Genomic DNA, 17,344 nt, shown 5'->3' on the forward strand with positions numbered 1-17,344 from the left:
TCAGCGTACCGAGCGTAGCGAAGTGTTGACCCGAGGCAGTACGCGGCCCATGACTTCAGCAACGTAGCTTAAGAACAACGTGCCCACCGAACTTTTGTAGTGCTGCGGATCGCGACTGGCAATCGCCAGGACGCCGTGCAGGCCTTGATGGCTGATGGTGACCACTGCCGTGGAGCCGATCTGCTTGCGCTGTTCTTCGCCAAACAGGAAGTCCAGCTCGTGTTCGCGCAGGCTGCCGCTGACGGTTTTGCCTTCGGACAACAAGCCACCGATGGCCTTTTGTGCGTCGGCACTGGTCACCGAGCGGCCGACCGGCAGGGGCTCGTCGCTGAACAGGATCAGGCTGACAAAGGGCACCTGGAAATCCTGGCGCAGGCTGTCTTCGACGCTGATGACTACGTCGTCCAGGCTGCTGGCGTCCATCAAGGCGAGCGTCAGTCGGCGGGTTTTGTCGAACAGCCGGTCGTTGTCGCGGGCGACGTCCATCAGTTGCGAGAGGCGATGGCGCATCTCGATGTTGCGTTCGCGCAGAATTTTCATCTGGCGTTCGACCAACGAGATGGTGTCGCCGCGCTGGTGCGGAATGCGCAGCGCCGGGAGCAGTTCTTCGTGCTCGACGAAGAAATCCGGATGAGCCTCCAGGTACGCGGCAATCGCCGCCGCCTCCAGGCTTTCGGAAGGGGATTCGTCGGGCTGTGGGGCTGGAACCTGAGGCTGATCAGTCATGTATTTCGCTCACTCAAAGACGCACTTGTCCTTCGTATACGCGTACTGCCGGGCCGGTCATCATCACCGGATGGCCAGGACCTGCCCATTCAATGGACAAGCGCCCGCCGGGCAGGTCGATCAATAGTGGCGAATCCATCCACCCCTGGCTGATCGCGGCCACTGCGGCAGCGCAGGCCCCGGTCCCGCAGGCCTGGGTTTCCCCGGTGCCGCGTTCCCAGACGCGCAACTGCGCACGGCTCCGGTCGATGACCTGGAGAAAACCGACATTGACCCGCGCCGGGAAGCGCGGGTGGTTTTCGATTTTCGGTCCCAGCTCATGCACCGGCGCGTTGTTGATGTCACTGACCCGCACTACCGCGTGGGGGTTGCCCATGGAGACCGCAGCCAGTTCGACGGTCTGGCCGTCGACCTCGACCTGATAACTCAAGGCCTGAGCGGGCGCCTGGAATGGAATCTCTGCCGGCACCAGGCGTGGTGCTCCCATGTTGACGCTGATCTGGCCGTCGTTGCGGATATCCAGTTCGATAATGCCGCTTTTGGTCTCGACGCGAATCTGCCGCTTGGTGGTCAGGCGCTTGTCCAGAACGAAGCGCGCGAAGCAGCGCGCACCGTTGCCGCATTGCTCGACTTCGGAACCGTCGGCGTTGAAGATCCGGTAACGGAAATCCACGTCCGGGTTGCTTGGCGCTTCGACGATCAGCAACTGGTCGAAACCGACGCCGGTGTGCCGGTCGCCCCATTGCTTGGCGTGCTTGGGCAGAATGTGCGCGTGCTGGCTGACCAGGTCGAGGACCATGAAGTCGTTGCCCAGGCCATGCATCTTGGTAAAACGCAGCAGCATGGGTTTACTCCGGCAGCAGGCTTTCGCCAGCAAACAACTCGGCTACCGTCTCGCGGCGACGCACTTCGATTGCCTGATCACCGTCCACCAGCACTTCAGCGGCGCGGCCGCGAGTGTTGTAGTTGGAGCTCATGACAAACCCGTACGCACCGGCCGAATGCACGGCCAGCAAGTCGCCTTCTTCGAGTGCCAGCTGACGGTCCTTGGCGAGGAAGTCGCCGGTTTCGCAGATCGGCCCGACGATGTCGTAGGCGCGTGCCGGAGTTGCACGCGGGCGCACGGCCGTGACGTCCATCCAGGCCTGATACAGCGCCGGGCGGATCAGGTCGTTCATGGCCGCGTCGACGATGGCGAAGTCTTTGTGCTCGGTGTGCTTGAGGTACTCGACCTCGGTCAGCAGCACGCCGGCGTTGGCGACGATGAAGCGGCCCGGCTCGAACACCAGCGCCAGGTCGCGACCTTCAATGCGTTCGCGTACGGCTTTGATGTAGTCGGCAGCCAATGGCGGCTCTTCATCGCGATAACGCACGCCCAATCCACCGCCGAGGTCGATGTGGCGCAGGTAGATTCCGCAATCGCCCAGGCGGTCGATCAGCGCCAGCAGGCGGTCGAGGGCATCGAGGAACGGTGGCAGGGTGGTCAGTTGCGAACCGATGTGGCAATCGACACCGACCACTTCCAGGTTAGGCAGTTGGGCGGCACGGACGTACACGTCTTCGGCGTCGGCAATGGCGATGCCGAACTTGTTTTCCTTGAGACCGGTAGAAATGTACGGGTGAGTGCCGGCATCGACGTCCGGGTTGACCCGAAGCGAGATCGGCGCGCGAACGCCAAGCTCGGCCGCGACGACTTGCAGGCGCTCGAGCTCGTCGGTGGATTCGACGTTGAAGCAGTGCACGCCGACTTCCAGGGCGCGACGCATGTCGTCACGGGTCTTGCCGACGCCGGAGAAAACGATCTTGTCGGGCTGGCCACCGGCGGCCAGAACACGTTCCAGCTCACCACGGGAGACGATGTCGAAACCGGCGCCCAAACGCGCCAGGACATTCAGTACGCCCAGGTTGGAGTTGGCCTTGACCGCAAAGCAGACCAGGTGCGGCGTGCCGGCCAGGGCATCGGCGTACGCCAGGTACTGGGCTTCGATGTGCGCGCGGGAGTAGACGTAGGTCGGTGTGCCAAAGCGTTCGGCGATGGCGGACAGGGCAACACCTTCCGCGAACAGCTCGCCGTCACGGTAGTTAAAAGCGTCCATGATGTTCCCTTAGTAGGTGCTGGTACTGGTGCTGTGCTGGTGCGCTTTGGACTGCGACGACTTCGCCTGTTCTTCAGGGGATTTGCTGTCATCGGGCAGATACAGCGGACCTTTTTGACCACAGGCAGTGACAAGGCAGGCAACCGCGACGAGCGCAGCAAGGGAAGAGATCAGGCGCTTCATGGCGAAATCCTTGAAAATGCGTTAATTGCGCCGGAGTATACCGGCCACCCGGCAGCTTGCCTATGCGACGGGCCACCCGTCCGGCGGGCCTTTGCCCAGGCAAGCGATCAAGCGGCGCAAGGTGTGTCGATATTTTCTACTCTTGTCTGATGCTTGGTCAGTATCCTTTGCAATCGCTGGGGCTCGGCCGTATCTTGCGGCGCTTGAGCGTGAGTAGACACTTTTTGAGGTTCCCGCAATGAGTTTGACTGAAGCCCGTTTCCACGATCTGGTCGATGCCACCCAGCAAGCGCTGGAGGATATTTTCGATGAGAGTGGCCTGGATGTTGATCTGGAAAGCTCGGCCGGTGTGCTCACCGTCAAGTTCGAAAGCGGCAGCCAGTTGATCTTCAGTCGCCAGGAACCGCTGCGTCAGCTGTGGCTGGCGGCAGTCTCCGGCGGCTTCCACTTCGACTATGACGAAGAAAGCGAACGCTGGATGTGTGACAAGAGCGAAGAACAGCTCGGCGAGATGCTTGAGCGCATCGTCGGCGAGCAGGCCGGCGCCAAGCTTGATTTCGAAGGGTTGTGATCTGGTGACTGAGGCAGCACCCGTCCGACCGCCAAAGCCGCTGTACAGCAATGTCAGCGCGGCGGTGCCTTCGCCGTGCACCAGCGTCTGTCGGCTGGACGAGCAGAAAGTCTGCCTGGGTTGTTTCCGCCATGTCGAAGATATTCGCGAATGGCGCTCGGCGGACGATGATCGACGCCGGGTGATTTGCGCCCAGGCTCAACAGCGCAAGAACTCAGCCCTGCGCTAGTCTTCGTAGGAGCCGAACTTGCTCGCGATGGCGGCCTGACAGCCGCCCAATCTCCCGCGGATGTACATCAATCAAAAGTGTGGGAGCTGGCTTGCCTGCGATGGCGGCCTGACAGCCGACCAACCTCCCGCAGGTGTACATATCCATTTCTGCGGTAACGGCCGCTTGSGGTTTCGCCCTTACGGCGAGTCCCTTTTTCAAACGCCAAAAAGGAACCAAAAGGCTTCGCCCCAAGCGTMCGGCACCTCGCCTAGGCTCGGCGTCCCCTCACTCCGGCATTCATCAGGGGGCATCGCCTACGGTCTGCTTCGCGACGACCTCCTCTCGATGTGTCCGGCTGCGCCGTACGGCGCTACGCGCCCACCCCCTGATGAACACCTCCATTCGGCCTTCCGAAGGGGCGGGTGGATCAAGATCAAGAGCAACAGCAACAGCAACAGCAACAGCACGGCGGCCTACCGGCCGGCCTGAGTGGGGGGGCCTGAGTGGTTGGTTGGGGGGGCGGCGGCTTGTATATTTTTTGAGCTGTGATAGTGTCCGGATACGCCTCAACTCATCGAGGCCCGTGAAAACCCCGCCTATTTCTGGCGGGGTTTTGCTTTTGTCGTGCAGAAAAAAGGAGTCTGCCTTAATCATGACCGCACCTTCCATCATCCTTACCCGTCTGGACGTGCAACGTCTGGAGCGTTTGATCGACAGCCTGGATGACTCGCTGCCAGGTGTTATCGCGCTGCAAACCGAACTGGATCGCGCCGATACGCTGGTCGGTCACGATGAAGTGCCTGCCGATGTCGTGACCATGAACTCGCGTGTGCATTGCCGTGAAGAAAGCAGCGGCAAGGACTATCACCTGACCCTGGTTTATCCACAGGACGCCAATGCCGACGAAGGCCGGATTTCCATTCTGGCGCCAGTAGGTAGCGCGTTGCTCGGTTTGAAGGTTGGCCAGCACATCGACTGGCCGGCACCGGGTGGCAAGACCTTGAAGCTGACCCTGCTTGAGGTTGAGTCGCAACCCAAGAATGGCGGCGACTGCACGTTCTGACACGCCTCAGGCCTGTTCGAGCGCCTTGTTCAATGCGCGCTCCAGGTCTGCCTTGTAGCGCAGGTAAAGATTGCTCGAACTCTGACCATCACCGAGCAGGCCGGACAGGTCCAGGTCGGTGATGTAGCAGCGATAGTGTTGCGCCTCGCGACGCTGCCCGACGATCTCCTGCGCGACCATGGCAAATAGCTGGTCGCCATGTTCCAGCTCGGAAAACTCTCGCTGATTGCAATACAAGGTGACCTGGCCTTGCCCCGGTACGGCTTTGCCGACGATTGCCTGGACGTCGTAGAACGGCTTGTTCACCGGTGTTTGCGGTGCCGGGCGCGGCTCGACCCGGCGTGCCCGGCTGGTGCCCGATGGCAGCAGTTGGTAGTACAGGGTTTCCAGGACTGCCACAGGTTGGGCAGCGTCCATCGGCAATAGCGCGTCACGGCGAAACAGGATCGATTGCAGGAAACGTTGCAGTGGCACCAGCAGGCTTTGCTCGTCGTGATACGGCTGGCGCTGTTGCCACAGGGCATTGAATTCATCCAGCACGTACAGCTCGGCGTGGGCATCGTTGATGCGGTAAAACACCTGAATGCAGTGGGGCTGGCCCATCGGCAGGATCAGCGCCAGGTCGTGATCCGCCAGCGCCATCGGGTCCAGTTGCAGCGGGCTGTAGCGGGTCAGGTCCTGGTTCAGGTAATCGAGCAGTGCCGACGGGCTGGACAGCGCGACATGATTGACCTGGCCAGGCACCAGTTCCAGCACGTGGTAATGCTGCTGGACCTGGATCAGGTAGCGATGATTGAGTTTGCTGAGCAGCAGGTTTTGCGCGGTATCGAGCACTTCTTCGACACGCTGGGCGATGAACTGCGCGCGGTTATGGCAGAAGCAGCGCACTCGCAGTCGAGGTTGCTGTGGGCCGCTTGGCAGATTGTTGAGGTAATCGCGCAGGCAATCGAGCAGGGCGTGGGCGCCGTCGTAGCGGCTGACCAGCACTTCGTTCCAGCTGTTGAGCGTGACCTGGTCAAGGGTCAGCACCAGGTTCTCGCGCACTCCGGCGTAGCTCAGCGAGTCTGTGCGCTCGGTGGTCATCAGGATGTTCAGGTCGCGGTGGTGCTTGAGCGGGTCGACGCCCACGTTCACCAGAATCAGCACCTCGCTCGGCACGCTGGCATGCAGCAGTTGTTCTTCGCTGACGCTGGTCAGGGGCAGCGCGATGGTCTGTTGCAGGCTGCCCAGCAGATTGAACAGCTCGAACTCGCTCAGGTCGCTGCTGCCAGGGTGTAAGGCCAGGCGCGTGCTGCTGTCGATAACACCGTTGCGGTGGCACCAGGTCAACAGCTCCAGCAGTTCGCGGCTGCGCTTGATCGGCGCGAAATGTTCCCATTCCAGCGCACCCAGGTTGCCGTTGTACAAACCCCAGTGGGTCTGTCCGGGTTCTTTCTTGTTTGCTGACTGGACGAGAGTCAATGTGTCTTCGGCCAGGTCTGGTGCAATGCCGGGGTTGATGAACTCGACTTTGTCGGCCTTGCGTTCGAAGGCGGCATACAGCCTGCGACCCAGTACATTGAGGTCGCGCTTGTTGATCAGGCTGACGCTCTGCTCGGTGCGGGCGAATTGGGTCAGGAAGCGGTAGCTGTAGTTGAGTTCATTCACCAGGGCCCGGCGTTCGGCGCTGACCTGGCGGACCTTCCATTGGCTGCGGCTGTCGAGCATTGCCAATTGCCGTTGATCCCAGCCCCATTCTTCAGCCAGCCGCTCCAGCAGCAGGCGCTGCCAGCTTTTGCTGCGCTGGCCGCTGTTGCCGGTCAGCTTGCGATTGACCTTGAGGTACAAGGCGCGCCGAACCAGCTCCAACCGTTCTGGCTCGCCTCGGGCCGTGAGGTACTCCTCGATGCGCCGGTAGACCACGATGTACGGGTCGAGCTCATCCAGATCGAGACGGTTGGCGAACACGGCTTGTTTGAAGCGCAGGCTCAGGCATTTGACGTTCGGGTGTTCGCTGGCGTAGACCTCGGTCAGCAGCAGCTTGAGCACCGATTTGTAGGGGGACTCGATGCCCTTGAACAACTGCCAGAGCCCGGCCCCGATGAATTCGCCGGGCGGAATCTGTGCCAGATGGCCGAGATCGAGGGTTTCGTCGGCGCGGATAAAGCGTTTGGACAGCAATGTATGGGTGTACTGGTCGTAGCCGGCCTCTTCGTACACCGGCACCAGCCACCAGATCGGCGTGCGCCCCGCGAGCCAGATAGCGGTGCGATAGAACTCATCGAGCAGCAAGTAATGCTGGGTGGTGCCACAGTCGTCGGAGCTCAATTGGGTGTCGCGTTCGCCACGGACGAAACGTTGCGGGTCGATCAGAAAGAAATGCGCCTCGGCGCCCTGGCTGGCGGCCCAGATTTCGAGCAGTTGGCATTTTTTGCGCAGTTCGGCGAGTTCGCTTTCGCTCAGGTCCGGGGCGTGGCAAACCCACACGTCCATGTCGCTTTGATCGGCCTGGGCGAGCGTGCCGAGGCTGCCCATCAGGAACAAACCCTGAATCGGCCGCGGCGGATTGCCGTGGCGGGGCTTGTAGGAGAAGGAGCGGGTCAGGCGTTGCGCTTCGGCGAGCGCCGTGGCGTCAGGTTCGAAATTCGACAGCCCGGCCGGTGTGCTGCCCGAGACGTAACCTGGCAACAGCGGGTGATTGACGTGGAAGAACAGCGGCAGCAGGGTCAAAACCCCTTGCTGGCGGGGTGACAACCCTTCCATGGCACGGGCCAGCCGGCCGTCATTGAGTTTCAGAAAGCGCGCACGCAACTGGCTCAGAACCTTGCGATCGATTCCTTCGTCCAGATCAGGGCGGATTTCATGGGTGCGGGTCATGTCAGCTCAAACCGGCTCGCAATGCTCGAACGTGGGAAGGTCTCAGGGCGATGGGCAGTTTACAGCCTGATGCTCAGGACTTTTAAGCTGAATTTTGGTTTCTGGCGTCAAATTTCTATCGACGAGCGACAGTCTGCCCGCGGAAATCCCGTAGCAGGGGTTCCCGTGGGCGATACGGCAGCGATTATGCGGTTTCTTCGACAGACAAAATGGTCAGAACGGTCTGAATATTCTGCGCGGCGTCACGGCCCAGGCTGGTCAGATAACCGCCGTCGGGCTGGGTAATCAACTCTTTGTCGAACAGGCGTTGTGCGGCGGCAATGGCTTTCGGGGCAGCGGTATGATGGATTTTCAAACCTTCCTGGGAACTGTCCAGGTTGAAGAGTGCAAGGATTTCCAGTTCGGCAACCAGCTCAGGGGTAAGCGACATAAGGACTCCAGACTTTCTAGGAATAGACGACAGCGCCCCTAAGGTGAACGCACTCGGGCGGCATGTCCAGTGTTGGCTTAGAGCTTTTCGTTGCAGGCAGTTGAACATGCTTGCAGGCGCAGCTCCCTCGCCACAATGAGAGCCGTGCCCGCGCGATAGGGGTTTTAGTTCTTTTCTGGCGGCAACTCTGGCAGTGCGCGCAGCGCGGCTTCATACCACTCGGTATTGAACGCGCGGTCTTCTTCGAGGAGTGCGTCAATTTCAATGGCCAGAACGTGAGCCATCAATTGCAGGATTTCTTCACGCTCGTAACCGACCAGGGTCAGTTTGTTGAACGTCGCCTTGGCGGCTGGCGGGTTGTCGCTTTCGATCTGGTTTTCGATGGCTTCGATCAGGGTGGTTTCGGCGAATTCTTCTTCGTCGTTGTCGATATCGCTAGGCTCGCTCATGGCAGGCTCCAAAAGGAAAGGTCGCCAGTTTACCTGCATTCAGCCGTGTGATGCTGCTGGCGAGAGTGCTCCCGACGTTCTATAACAGTCGCTGCCAACCCCCCTGCACGGCCTGGAGGCTATGTGATGCTCAAGCTTTATGGATTTTCCGTCAGCAACTACTACAACATGGTCAAACATGCGTTGCTGGAAAAGGGCCTGCCCTTTGAGGAAGTAGCGTTTTACGCCGGGCAAAGCCCTGAGGCGCTGGCCATCAGCCCGCGCGGCAAGGTTCCGGTGTTGGGTGTCGAGCAAGGGTTCGTCAACGAGACCAGCGTGATTCTTCAGTACCTCGAAGACACGCAATCGGGTCCTGCGCTTCTGCCCAAAACACCGTTCGAGCGGGCCCAGGTTCTGGCGCTGGCCAAGGAAATCGAGCTGTACATCGAGCTGCCGGCTCGTGCCTGTTTCGGCGAGGCCTTTTTCGGCATGCCGGTGCCGGAAGCGATCAAGGAAAAAGCCAGGGCCGAGCTGCTGCTGGGATTTGCGTCGCTGGGACGTCACGGCAAGTTCGCGCCGTATGTAGCGGGCGCAACCCTGAGCGTGGCGGACCTGTACTTCCTGTACAGCGTCAGCCTGGCCTGCGCAGTCGGCAAAAAGCTCTTCGATCTGGATTTGCTGGCCGAGTTGCCGCCCGCTGCCAAGGCATTGTTTGAGCAATTGGAGCAGACACCGCATGCCAAACGCATTGCGGCAGACAAGGAAGCGGCGATGCCAGGGTTTTTGGCGATGATTAACGCCAGGAAATAAATGACAGCTGACCGTAGGCTCGGCAGCCCTGCTGTCGAGCTGTGTCACGTCTGCAAAAGCGTCGAAATGTTTTGTTTAACTGCCTCGACGCCTTGTTTGGCGTCGTGCCCAGGCGATGTTGTTGCGTTCGGTAATAACTGCGTGACCCCAATGTTGACGGTTGAATTTACCGTGAGGGCCGAATCGTATTTTGATTCGGTAACAGCATGGTCAAGGAGACCCTTCAATGCTCAAGCTTTATGGATTTGCCGCCAGTAATTACTTCAATATGGTCAAGTTGGCGCTATTGGAAAAAGGCCTGCCTTTTGAAGTAGTCCCCTTTCATGGTTGCCAGAATCCGACCATCCTCGCGGTCAGCCCGCGTGGGAAGGTGCCGGTACTGGAGACAGAGCAGGGCTTTCTCAGTGAGACGGATGCGATCCTCGATTTCATCGATGAAAGTCAGCCAGGCATTGCACTTTTACCGACAGACGCGTTCGAGCGAGCTCGTGTCAGAGCACAGGCTAAAGAGATTGAGTTGTACATAGAGCTACCGGCCCGGATTTGTTACGTGGAAGTGTTTTTTGGTGGTCGGCCGACACCAGAGGCGCTCAAGGCCAAGGCCAAGCGGGACCTGATCAAGGGGTTTGCCGCATTGGCGCGCCACGGGCGTTTTACACCCTATGTGGCAGGCGAGCAGTTCACCCTGGCCGATCTGTATTTTCTCTATAGTGTTGATCTGGCGGTGGAAGTCGGGAAGCGTTTATTCGATATCGACTTTCTGAGCGAAATGCCGGCTGCCAAGGCATTGCTAGAGCAATTGGCGGAAAAGCCTAACGTGCAAAAAGTGGCTGCGGACAAGCAGGCTGAAGCGCCAGCCTTTCTGGAGAGAGTGAAGGCGGTGGGTCGAACGGCAGGGTAGGCGTGAGGCTCGATGGCCTTCAGGCCATCGAGATTGCGGGTTGAGTACGGGTTAGCGGCTGGCCAACAGCGCCTGACCGCGAACCACAGCTGCTTTCACCTGCGCCGGCGCGGTGCCACCGATGTGGTTACGGGCATTCACCGAGCCCTCCAGGGTCAGGACGGCAAACACGTCCTGTTCGATCTGGTCGCTGAACTTGCGCAGTTCTTCCAGGCTCATCTCTGCCAGATCCTTGCCGGTTTCCACGCCGTACTTCACCGCGTGACCGACGATTTCGTGACAGTCACGGAACGGCAGGCCGCGGCGCACCAGATAATCCGCCAGGTCGGTAGCCGTGGAGAAGCCGCGCAGTGCCGCTTCACGCATGATGGCGTGCTTTGGCTTGATCGCCGGGATCATGTCGGCAAAGGCCCGCAGCGAGTCGCGCAAGGTGTCGGCGGCGTCGAACAGCGGCTCTTTATCTTCCTGGTTGTCCTTGTTGTAGGCCAATGGCTGGCCTTTCATCAACGTCAGCAGGCCCATCAGCGCGCCGAACACCCGGCCGCTTTTACCGCGCACCAGTTCCGGGACGTCGGGGTTTTTCTTTTGCGGCATGATCGAGCTGCCGGTGCAGAAGCGATCAGGCAGATCGATGAACTGGAATTGTGCGCTGGTCCACAGCACCAGCTCTTCGGAGAAGCGCGACAAGTGCATCATCGCGATGCTCGCAGCGGAGCAGAACTCGATGGCGAAGTCGCGATCCGAGACGTTGTCCAGCGAGTTGCCGCCAACAGCGTCGAAACCCAGCAGTTGGGCCGTCAGCTCGCGGTCGATCGGGTAGGTGGTGCCGGCCAGTGCGGCGCTGCCGAGCGGCATGCGGTTGGTGCGCTTGCGGCAATCGACCAGACGCTCGTAGTCGCGGCTGAGCATTTCGAACCAGGCCAGCATGTGATGACCGAAGGTCACGGGCTGCGCGGTTTGCAGGTGGGTGAAGCCGGGCATGATGGTGCCGGATTCGCGCTCTGCCTGTTCCAGCAGGCCTTTTTGCAGGCGGGTGATTTCACCCAGGATCAGGTCGATCTCGTCACGCAGCCACAGGCGGATGTCGGTTGCCACCTGGTCGTTGCGGCTGCGGCCGGTGTGCAGCTTCTTGCCGGTGACGCCGATGCGGTCGGTCAGGCGCGCCTCGATGTTCATGTGCACATCTTCAAGGTCGATGCGCCAGTCGAAGGTGCCGGCCTCGATTTCGCTCTGGATGGTCTTCAGGCCGTCGATGATGCTGTCGCGTTCGGCATCGGTCAGCACGCCGACCTTGGCGAGCATGGTGGCGTGGGCTACGGAGCCCATGATGTCGTGACGATAGAGGCGCTGGTCGAAAGTGACGGAGGCGGTGAAGCGGGCGACGAAGGCGTCGACGGGTTCACTGAAGCGGCCGCCCCAGGACTGATTGGTCTTGTCAGTGCTCATGAATTCGCTCGTGATCGGCTGAAGGAAAATGGCGTTAAAACCTGCGGTGGATAATAACAGGGTTGCCAATCCTGTCGGTGACACTGGTCGCTACGTTTTTTTCTTATTTGACCGGCCATACTCAATCGGGTCGCTGCCGCGTTTACGCAACGATATTTGTCAAATGAGCACTGTCGTCGCGGCAAGCGTCTACAGTTGGACGTGAGGGTCAGCGCAATTGTCGATCATGTGCTGAGTCTCCTCGAAGCGTGCGACGTCAGTGTCGAAGCCGGCTATATAGAGAAGAGGGGTGTTCATATTGTGTAGCAGCAATCCCTACGGTGACGCCACGTCGCGGCTGGCTTCGAATGGAACTGCGCAGGCACCGATAAATATTGCAACCCGACGTACGGCACTTTTTGGCGCTCGCGCTAGTCTTAGCGTGGATCGCGGTGACGGATGTCACTTCACCTGTCTACGCTATCCTTGTGCGAGACTCACGCAGGAATCCAGCGCAATATGAATGTCCTGATCGTTGATGACGAACCCCAAGCCCGCGAGCGCCTGAGCCGTATGGTCGGCGAACTCGAGGGTTACAGTGTCCTGGAGCCCAGCGCCACCAATGGCGATGAGGCATTGACCCTGATCGACAGCCTGAAGCCCGATATCGTGCTGCTCGACATCCGCATGCCTGGCCTCGACGGTTTGCAAGTCGCCGCAAGGTTGTGCGAACGCGAGACGCCGCCGGCTGTGGTGTTTTGTACGGCCCAGGATGAATTTGCCCTGGACGCCCTGCAAGCCAGCGCGGTGGGCTACCTGGCGAAACCGGTGCGTTCGGAGCAGTTGCTCGACGCCCTGAAAAAAGCCGAGCGCCCCAACCGCGTCCAGCTCGCGGCGTTGACTCGGCCGGCGGCAGAAACCGGTAGTGGCCCACGCAGCCATATCAGTGCGCGAACCCGCAAAGGCATCGAGCTGATCCCGTTGGCTCAAGTGGTCTATTTCATCGCCGACCACAAATATGTGACCTTGCGCCACGAAGGTGGCGAGGTTCTGCTGGACGAGCCATTGAAAGCCCTTGAAGACGAATTTGGCGACCGGTTCGTACGTATTCACCGCAATGCACTGGTGGCCCGCGAACGTATCGAACGGCTGCAGCGCACGCCACTTGGGCATTTCCAGCTCTTTCTCAAAGGCCTCAACGGTGATGCGCTGATTGTCAGCCGACGTCATGTCGCTGGTGTGCGCAAGATGATGCAACAGCTTTAGTCCGCTGTTCGCGCACGGATTTCACTCTCCTTTACCGGGTAGGTGAGGCCAGGGAGGCTGCGCCGTTTCTGATACAAGTCAAAGCGGATTTGCCTGAGCTGTTATTATCCGCTGTATCTATTCAGTACGGATTGATCCATGTCCCCTCGCGAAATCCGCATCGCTACCCGCAAAAGTGCCTTGGCCTTGTGGCAGGCCGAATACGTCAAAGCTCGTCTGGAGCAAGCCCACCCGGGTCTGGTCGTGACGCTGGTGCCTATGGTCAGTCGCGGCGACAAGCTGCTCGATTCGCCGCTGTCGAAAATCGGCGGCAAGGGGCTGTTCGTCAAAGAGCTGGAAACCGCACTGCTCGAAAACGAAGCCGACATTGCCGTGCACTCGATGAAAGACGTGCCGATGGACTTCCCTGAAGGCCTGGGCCTGTTTTGCATCTGCGAACGCGAAGACCCGCGTGACGCCTTTGTTTCCAACACCTATGCAAGCCTCGACGAGTTGCCTCAGGGCAGCGTGGTCGGCACCTCCAGCCTGCGTCGCCAGGCACAACTGCTGACCCGTCGCCCGGACCTGCAAATCCGCTTTCTGCGCGGCAACGTCAACACTCGGCTGGCCAAGCTCGACGCCGGTGAGTACGACGCAATCATCCTTGCGGCAGCCGGTTTGATTCGCCTGGGCTTTGAAGACCGCATCAGCTCGTCGATCAGTGTCGATGACAGTCTTCCAGCAGGTGGCCAGGGTGCCGTCGGTATCGAATGCCGCAGCGCCGACAACGACATTCATGCCTTGCTTGCCCCTCTGCATCATCAGGACACCGCCACGCGGGTCACTGCCGAGCGTGCGCTGAACAAGCATTTGAACGGTGGCTGTCAGGTGCCGATCGCGTGCTATGCGGTGCTTGAAGGCGAGCAGATCTGGCTGCGCGGCCTGGTGGGCGATCCGAAGGGGGGGCTGTTGCTCCGTGCCGAGGGTCGTGCGCCACGCAGCGATGCCGCAGCCTTGGGTGTACGAGTTGCCGAAGACCTTCTTGGCCAGGGCGCCAACGACATTCTGAAGTCGGTCTATGGCGAGGCAGGTCACGAGTGACGGGGTGGCGCCTGTTGTTGACGCGTCCCGCGGATGATTCGGCGATGCTGACCGATATTCTTGCCGAAAAGGGGATTTTCAGCAGCAGCTTGCCGCTTTTGGAGATAGAGCCGATTCCTGTCTCTGAGACAATGCACCAGGTGATTCAGGGTATGGATCGCTATTGCGCGGTTATCGTGGTCAGCAAGCCGGCTGCCCGAATCGGTGTGGATCTGGTCGATCGGTACTGGCCGCAATCACTGCGCTTGAAATGGTTCAGCGTGGGGGCGGCGACCGCACAGATCCTCAAAGATCATGGGTTGGACGTGAGCTTCCCGGTGGAGGGCGATGACAGCGAAGCGTTGCTTGAACTGACGCCGTTGCGCGAGGCTATCGCCCGACCCGATGCTCGTGTGCTGATCATGCGCGGCGAGGGTGGACGTGAGCTGCTCGCGGAGCGTTTGCGCGAGCAAGGTGCTAGTGTCGATTATCTGGAGTTGTACCGCCGTGGCTTGCCGCGGTATGCCGAGGGGGCATTGCCTGAGCGGATTCGAGCGGAACGCTTGAACGGCGTAGTGGTCAGCAGTGGGCAGGGATTTGAGCACCTGCGCCAATTGGCGGGCAGTGCCTGGCCTGAGTTGGCGCGGTTGCCTTTGTTTGTTCCGAGCCCTCGGGTAGCCGAGATGGCGCTGGCCGCCGGCGCCCAAACAGTTGTGGATTGTCGTGGCGCCAGTGCCGCGGCTTTGCTAGCGGCGTTGCGGGAAACCCGGCCCGTTCTCTAATGCAAAGGATGGATACGTGAGCGAAACAGCCTTGCCAAAAGATGACGTCCAGCCAGCGCTCGATGCGTCGGTTGAAACTGTAAAGAGCCCGGAGCCGCGCCGTGGCAACGGGCTGGTGATCCTGGCAATGTTGCTGGGTGCCGCGGGTGTTGCCGCTGGCGGTTGGGGGATCTGGCAGGTGCGTAGCCTGCAAGCCAACAATCAGCAACAGCTGGGGCAATTGCAGGCCCTGAACGATCAGGCACAAAGCTTCAAGCTCAATGAGCAGCGCCTGACAGCCCGGCTTGAGCAATTACCGCCAGCCAATGAACTGGAAGACCGACGACGCCTGGTGATCCAGTTGCAGGGCGACCAGCAGCGCTTGAATCAGCGTCTGGAAACGGTACTCGGCGCCAGCCGCAAGGATTGGCGTTTGGCCGAGGCCGAGCACCTGCTGCGTCTGGCCAGTTTGCGTCTGTCTGCCTTGCAGGACATCAGCAGCGCTCAGGCGCTGGTGCAAGGTGCCGATGAAATCCTTCGCGAGCAGAATGACCCGGGCTCTTTCGCCGCCCGCGAGCAGATTGCAAAAAGTCTTGCTGCGCTGCGCAGTACCGAGCAACCGGATCGCACCGGGTTGTTCCTGCAACTGGGTGCCTTGCGTGATCAGGTGGCCGAACTCAGCGAGCTCGCCCCGGAGTTTCATGAGCGCGATTCGCTCTCGGCCCTGACCTCCGATGGCGATGGCGCCAGTCGCTGGGCGCAATGGTGGGATCAGATTTCGCGCTACATCCGCATCGATTTCAACGCCGATAAAAACATTCGTCCATTGCTCGCCGGGCAAAGCCTGACCCAGGTCCGTCTGGCGCTGAGCCTGGCGCTTGAGCAAGCGCAGTGGGCTGCGCTCAACGGCCAGGCGCCGGTGTATACCCAGGCGCTGACCGAAGCGCGGGATGTGCTCAAGGGCAGCTTCAATCAGGACAATCCGCAAAGCAAAGTGATGCTCGAACAGATTGCCGAGCTGAGCAAGCAACCGGTAACGGTCATCACGCCCGACCTGGCAACCACCCTGAGCACGGTGCAGGCGTACCTGGAGCGGCGTAACGTCAGCGCCGAGGATTCGGTGAAACCGGCCGCGAGTGCTACGTCGGGGGCCACCCCATGAAGCGACTTTATGTGATTGTGTTTTTGCTCATCGCCGCCGCCGGGGCGTTGGGGCTGGCCATCGCCCAGCACTCGGGTTACGTGCTGATCGCCTACAAGACCTTCCGCTACGAATCGAGCCTGTGGGCGACGTTGGCACTGGTGGCGGTGATCTGGCTGGTGCTATGGGGCATCAAGATGCTGATCGAGTTGGTGGCCACTTCCAGCGGTGTAGTCAACCCTTGGTCGAACCGCAACCGCAGTCGTCGTGTGCAAGTGGCGATCGAGCATGGTCAGCTGGACCTGGCTGAAGGTCGTTGGGCCAGCGCTCAGCGTCACTTGTCTCGCGCCGCTGAAGCCGAACGCCAGCCGCTGCTCTACTACCTTGGGGCTGCGCGAGCGGCGAACGAGCAAGGCCATTATGACGAAAGCGACAGCTTGCTGGAGCGTGCGCTGGAGCGTCAGCCTCAGGCCGAGTTGGCGATTGCCTTGAGTCACGCGCAGTTGCAAACCGATCGTGGCGATACCGACGGTGCGCTGACAACTCTTCAGGCCATGCACGAGCGTCATCCGCACAGTGTTCAGGTGTTGCGTCAGTTGCAACGTTTGCATCAACAGCGTGGCGACTGGTCGGCGGTCATTCGCCTGTTACCGGAATTGCGCAAGGACAAGGTTCTTCCGGCCAGCGAGCTGGCAGAGCTGGAGCGTCGTGCCTGGGGTGAAAACCTCACCCTGGCAGCTCGCCGGGAGGAAGACGGTGCGGTTGGGTTGCAGGCACTCAATCGCGCCTGGCAACAGCTGACTTCCGCTCAGCGCCAAGAACCGCAACTGGTGCTTGCCTATGCCGAACAGTTGCGGCAACTGGGGGCTGAGGTCGAGGCGGAAGAGGTTTTGCGCGGAGCGCTCAAGCGTAAATATGACAGCCATCTGGCGCGGCTGTATGGCTTGCTGCGCGGCAGCGACCCGGCGCGGCAACTGCACGCGGCCGAGGGTTGGTTGAAGGACCATCCGGGCGACCCAAGCTTGCTGCTGACCTTGGGACGGTTGTGTTTGCAAAGCAGCCTGTGGGGCAAGGCGCGGGACTATCTGGAAAGCAGCCTGCGGGTTCAGCGCAACCCCGAGGCCTGTGCCGAGCTCGCACGTCTGCTGGCTCAGTTGGGTGATACCGAGCGCAGCAATCAGCTCTTCCAGGAAGGCCTGGGGCTGCTGGACAAGCGCCTGCTGGCCTCGCCTTTGCCGGTGCCCGCCCGCGCATAAGATGCTGGACGACCGGGTCGCCCGAACGGGCGCCCCGGCGTTTGAATACCGTAAAATTCTTCCTCGTCGCGCCGGGTATAGGCAGCGTCTTACAAGGGACTACATTTGGTCCTGTCTCTTCTGTCGGGAATTCCCTACATCTTTGGCGAAGTCTCCGCACT

Annotated in this window: 18 protein-coding genes and 1 pseudogene; 11 read left to right on the forward strand and 8 right to left on the reverse strand. The window is 60.4% G+C overall.

Annotated elements, in window-relative coordinates:
• The 4 genes from AC1DHT_RS00450 to lptM are packed head-to-tail and all read right to left on the reverse strand — an operon-like array spanning nucleotide 1 to nucleotide 3,005.
• Entirely contained in the window at nucleotides 1–726 is a 726-nt protein-coding gene (locus AC1DHT_RS00450; protein WP_427529667.1) for a DUF484 family protein, read from the reverse strand.
• A 13-nt stretch (nucleotides 727–739) separates the two neighbouring features.
• Complete coding sequence (gene dapF, locus AC1DHT_RS00455; protein ID WP_427538852.1) at nucleotides 740–1,570, reverse strand: diaminopimelate epimerase; 831 nt, start codon at nucleotides 1,568–1,570, stop codon at nucleotides 740–742.
• A gap of 4 nt (nucleotides 1,571–1,574) precedes the next feature.
• Entirely contained in the window at nucleotides 1,575–2,822 is a 1,248-nt protein-coding gene (lysA, locus tag AC1DHT_RS00460) for a diaminopimelate decarboxylase (RefSeq protein ID WP_427538849.1), read from the reverse strand.
• 9 nt (nucleotides 2,823–2,831) lie between these two features.
• Complete coding sequence (gene lptM, locus AC1DHT_RS00465) at nucleotides 2,832–3,005, reverse strand: LPS translocon maturation chaperone LptM (RefSeq protein ID WP_019694236.1); 174 nt, start codon at nucleotides 3,003–3,005, stop codon at nucleotides 2,832–2,834.
• Between the two features lie 238 nt (nucleotides 3,006–3,243).
• Between lptM and cyaY the strand changes: the two genes are divergently transcribed.
• The 3 genes from cyaY to rnk all read left to right on the forward strand — a co-directional run bounded on the left by cyaY (nucleotide 3,244) and on the right by rnk (nucleotide 4,850).
• Nucleotides 3,244–3,576, forward strand: a complete 333-nt coding sequence (gene cyaY, locus AC1DHT_RS00470) for an iron donor protein CyaY (protein WP_427529673.1) — start codon at nucleotides 3,244–3,246, stop codon at nucleotides 3,574–3,576.
• A 4-nt stretch (nucleotides 3,577–3,580) separates the two neighbouring features.
• On the forward strand, nucleotides 3,581–3,805 hold the full coding sequence (locus AC1DHT_RS00475) for a DUF1289 domain-containing protein (RefSeq protein ID WP_427538844.1): 225 nt from the start codon (nucleotides 3,581–3,583) through the stop codon (nucleotides 3,803–3,805).
• 634 nt (nucleotides 3,806–4,439) lie between these two features.
• Nucleotides 4,440–4,850, forward strand: coding sequence for a nucleoside diphosphate kinase regulator (rnk, locus tag AC1DHT_RS00480; protein ID WP_123581052.1), 411 nt, complete (start codon nucleotides 4,440–4,442; stop codon nucleotides 4,848–4,850).
• 6 nt (nucleotides 4,851–4,856) lie between these two features.
• Here rnk and AC1DHT_RS00485 read toward each other — a convergent pair whose 3' ends face one another.
• The 3 genes from AC1DHT_RS00485 to AC1DHT_RS00495 all read right to left on the reverse strand — a co-directional run bounded on the left by AC1DHT_RS00485 (nucleotide 4,857) and on the right by AC1DHT_RS00495 (nucleotide 8,585).
• Nucleotides 4,857–7,706 carry a class I adenylate cyclase gene (locus tag AC1DHT_RS00485; RefSeq protein WP_427538841.1) on the reverse strand — a complete coding sequence of 950 codons (2,850 nt, stop codon included), beginning with the start codon at nucleotides 7,704–7,706 and terminating at the stop codon, nucleotides 4,857–4,859.
• A 184-nt stretch (nucleotides 7,707–7,890) separates the two neighbouring features.
• Nucleotides 7,891–8,136: a TIGR02647 family protein gene (locus AC1DHT_RS00490; RefSeq protein ID WP_427538838.1), complete on the reverse strand. Its 246-nt coding sequence runs from the start codon at nucleotides 8,134–8,136 to the stop codon at nucleotides 7,891–7,893.
• 164 nt (nucleotides 8,137–8,300) lie between these two features.
• Nucleotides 8,301–8,585, reverse strand: a complete 285-nt coding sequence (locus tag AC1DHT_RS00495; protein ID WP_054594612.1) for a hypothetical protein — start codon at nucleotides 8,583–8,585, stop codon at nucleotides 8,301–8,303.
• Between the two features lie 126 nt (nucleotides 8,586–8,711).
• On the opposite strand from AC1DHT_RS00495, the gene AC1DHT_RS00500 reads away from it, so the two are divergent.
• A complete protein-coding gene (locus tag AC1DHT_RS00500) occupies nucleotides 8,712–9,374 on the forward strand; it encodes a glutathione S-transferase family protein (RefSeq protein WP_427538835.1) in 663 nt (220 codons plus the stop codon).
• Nucleotides 9,375–9,600: 226 nt separating this feature from the next.
• Entirely contained in the window at nucleotides 9,601–10,275 is a 675-nt protein-coding gene (locus AC1DHT_RS00505) for a glutathione S-transferase family protein (protein WP_427538832.1), read from the forward strand.
• Between the two features lie 51 nt (nucleotides 10,276–10,326).
• Here the strand turns inward: AC1DHT_RS00505 and argH are convergent, their stop codons facing one another.
• Complete coding sequence (gene argH / locus AC1DHT_RS00510) at nucleotides 10,327–11,721, reverse strand: argininosuccinate lyase (protein WP_054594610.1); 1,395 nt, start codon at nucleotides 11,719–11,721, stop codon at nucleotides 10,327–10,329.
• A gap of 252 nt (nucleotides 11,722–11,973) precedes the next feature.
• On the opposite strand from argH, the pseudogene AC1DHT_RS00515 reads away from it, so the two are divergent.
• The 6 genes and pseudogenes from AC1DHT_RS00515 to AC1DHT_RS00540 form a co-directional block, all read left to right on the forward strand.
• Nucleotides 11,974–12,223, forward strand: a pseudogene (locus AC1DHT_RS00515) (sensor histidine kinase); the annotation flags it as partial.
• A complete protein-coding gene (locus AC1DHT_RS00520; RefSeq protein ID WP_123581046.1) occupies nucleotides 12,220–12,966 on the forward strand; it encodes a LytR/AlgR family response regulator transcription factor in 747 nt (248 codons plus the stop codon). The pseudogene AC1DHT_RS00515 and the gene AC1DHT_RS00520, both read left to right, overlap by 4 nt.
• A 138-nt stretch (nucleotides 12,967–13,104) precedes the next feature.
• A complete protein-coding gene (hemC, locus tag AC1DHT_RS00525; RefSeq protein ID WP_427538827.1) occupies nucleotides 13,105–14,046 on the forward strand; it encodes a hydroxymethylbilane synthase in 942 nt (313 codons plus the stop codon).
• Nucleotides 14,043–14,807, forward strand: a complete 765-nt coding sequence (locus AC1DHT_RS00530) for a uroporphyrinogen-III synthase (RefSeq protein ID WP_427538824.1) — start codon at nucleotides 14,043–14,045, stop codon at nucleotides 14,805–14,807. Before hemC ends, AC1DHT_RS00530 begins: the two co-directional genes overlap by 4 nt.
• Nucleotides 14,808–14,823: 16 nt before the next feature.
• Nucleotides 14,824–15,948, forward strand: a complete 1,125-nt coding sequence (locus AC1DHT_RS00535; RefSeq protein ID WP_427538821.1) for a uroporphyrinogen-III C-methyltransferase — start codon at nucleotides 14,824–14,826, stop codon at nucleotides 15,946–15,948.
• Nucleotides 15,945–17,183 (forward strand): heme biosynthesis protein HemY, encoded by a 1,239-nt coding sequence (locus tag AC1DHT_RS00540; RefSeq protein ID WP_427538818.1) that lies wholly within the window; start codon nucleotides 15,945–15,947, stop codon nucleotides 17,181–17,183. Before AC1DHT_RS00535 ends, AC1DHT_RS00540 begins: the two co-directional genes overlap by 4 nt.
• The last annotated feature ends 161 nt before the right edge of the window (nucleotides 17,184–17,344 follow it).

It is taken from the genome of Pseudomonas sp. 05N432, from assembly GCF_056396945.1.

Coding starts and splice junctions, on each gene's coding strand:
- AC1DHT_RS00450 (WP_427529667.1), bottom strand. CDS start 726: ATGACTGATCAGCCTCAGGTTCCAGCCCCACAGCCCGACGAATCCCCT.
- dapF (WP_427538852.1), bottom strand. CDS start 1,570: ATGCTGCTGCGTTTTACCAAGATGCATGGCCTGGGCAACGACTTCATG.
- lysA (WP_427538849.1), bottom strand. CDS start 2,822: ATGGACGCTTTTAACTACCGTGACGGCGAGCTGTTCGCGGAAGGTGTT.
- lptM (WP_019694236.1), bottom strand. CDS start 3,005: ATGAAGCGCCTGATCTCTTCCCTTGCTGCGCTCGTCGCGGTTGCCTGC.
- cyaY (WP_427529673.1), top strand. CDS start 3,244: ATGAGTTTGACTGAAGCCCGTTTCCACGATCTGGTCGATGCCACCCAG.
- rnk (WP_123581052.1), top strand. CDS start 4,440: ATGACCGCACCTTCCATCATCCTTACCCGTCTGGACGTGCAACGTCTG.
- AC1DHT_RS00485 (WP_427538841.1), bottom strand. CDS start 7,706: ATGACCCGCACCCATGAAATCCGCCCTGATCTGGACGAAGGAATCGAT.
- AC1DHT_RS00490 (WP_427538838.1), bottom strand. CDS start 8,136: ATGTCGCTTACCCCTGAGCTGGTTGCCGAACTGGAAATCCTTGCACTC.
- AC1DHT_RS00495 (WP_054594612.1), bottom strand. CDS start 8,585: ATGAGCGAGCCTAGCGATATCGACAACGACGAAGAAGAATTCGCCGAA.
- AC1DHT_RS00500 (WP_427538835.1), top strand. CDS start 8,712: ATGCTCAAGCTTTATGGATTTTCCGTCAGCAACTACTACAACATGGTC.
- AC1DHT_RS00505 (WP_427538832.1), top strand. CDS start 9,601: ATGCTCAAGCTTTATGGATTTGCCGCCAGTAATTACTTCAATATGGTC.
- argH (WP_054594610.1), bottom strand. CDS start 11,721: ATGAGCACTGACAAGACCAATCAGTCCTGGGGCGGCCGCTTCAGTGAA.
- AC1DHT_RS00520 (WP_123581046.1), top strand. CDS start 12,220: ATGAATGTCCTGATCGTTGATGACGAACCCCAAGCCCGCGAGCGCCTG.
- hemC (WP_427538827.1), top strand. CDS start 13,105: ATGTCCCCTCGCGAAATCCGCATCGCTACCCGCAAAAGTGCCTTGGCC.
- AC1DHT_RS00540 (WP_427538818.1), top strand. CDS start 15,945: ATGAAGCGACTTTATGTGATTGTGTTTTTGCTCATCGCCGCCGCCGGG.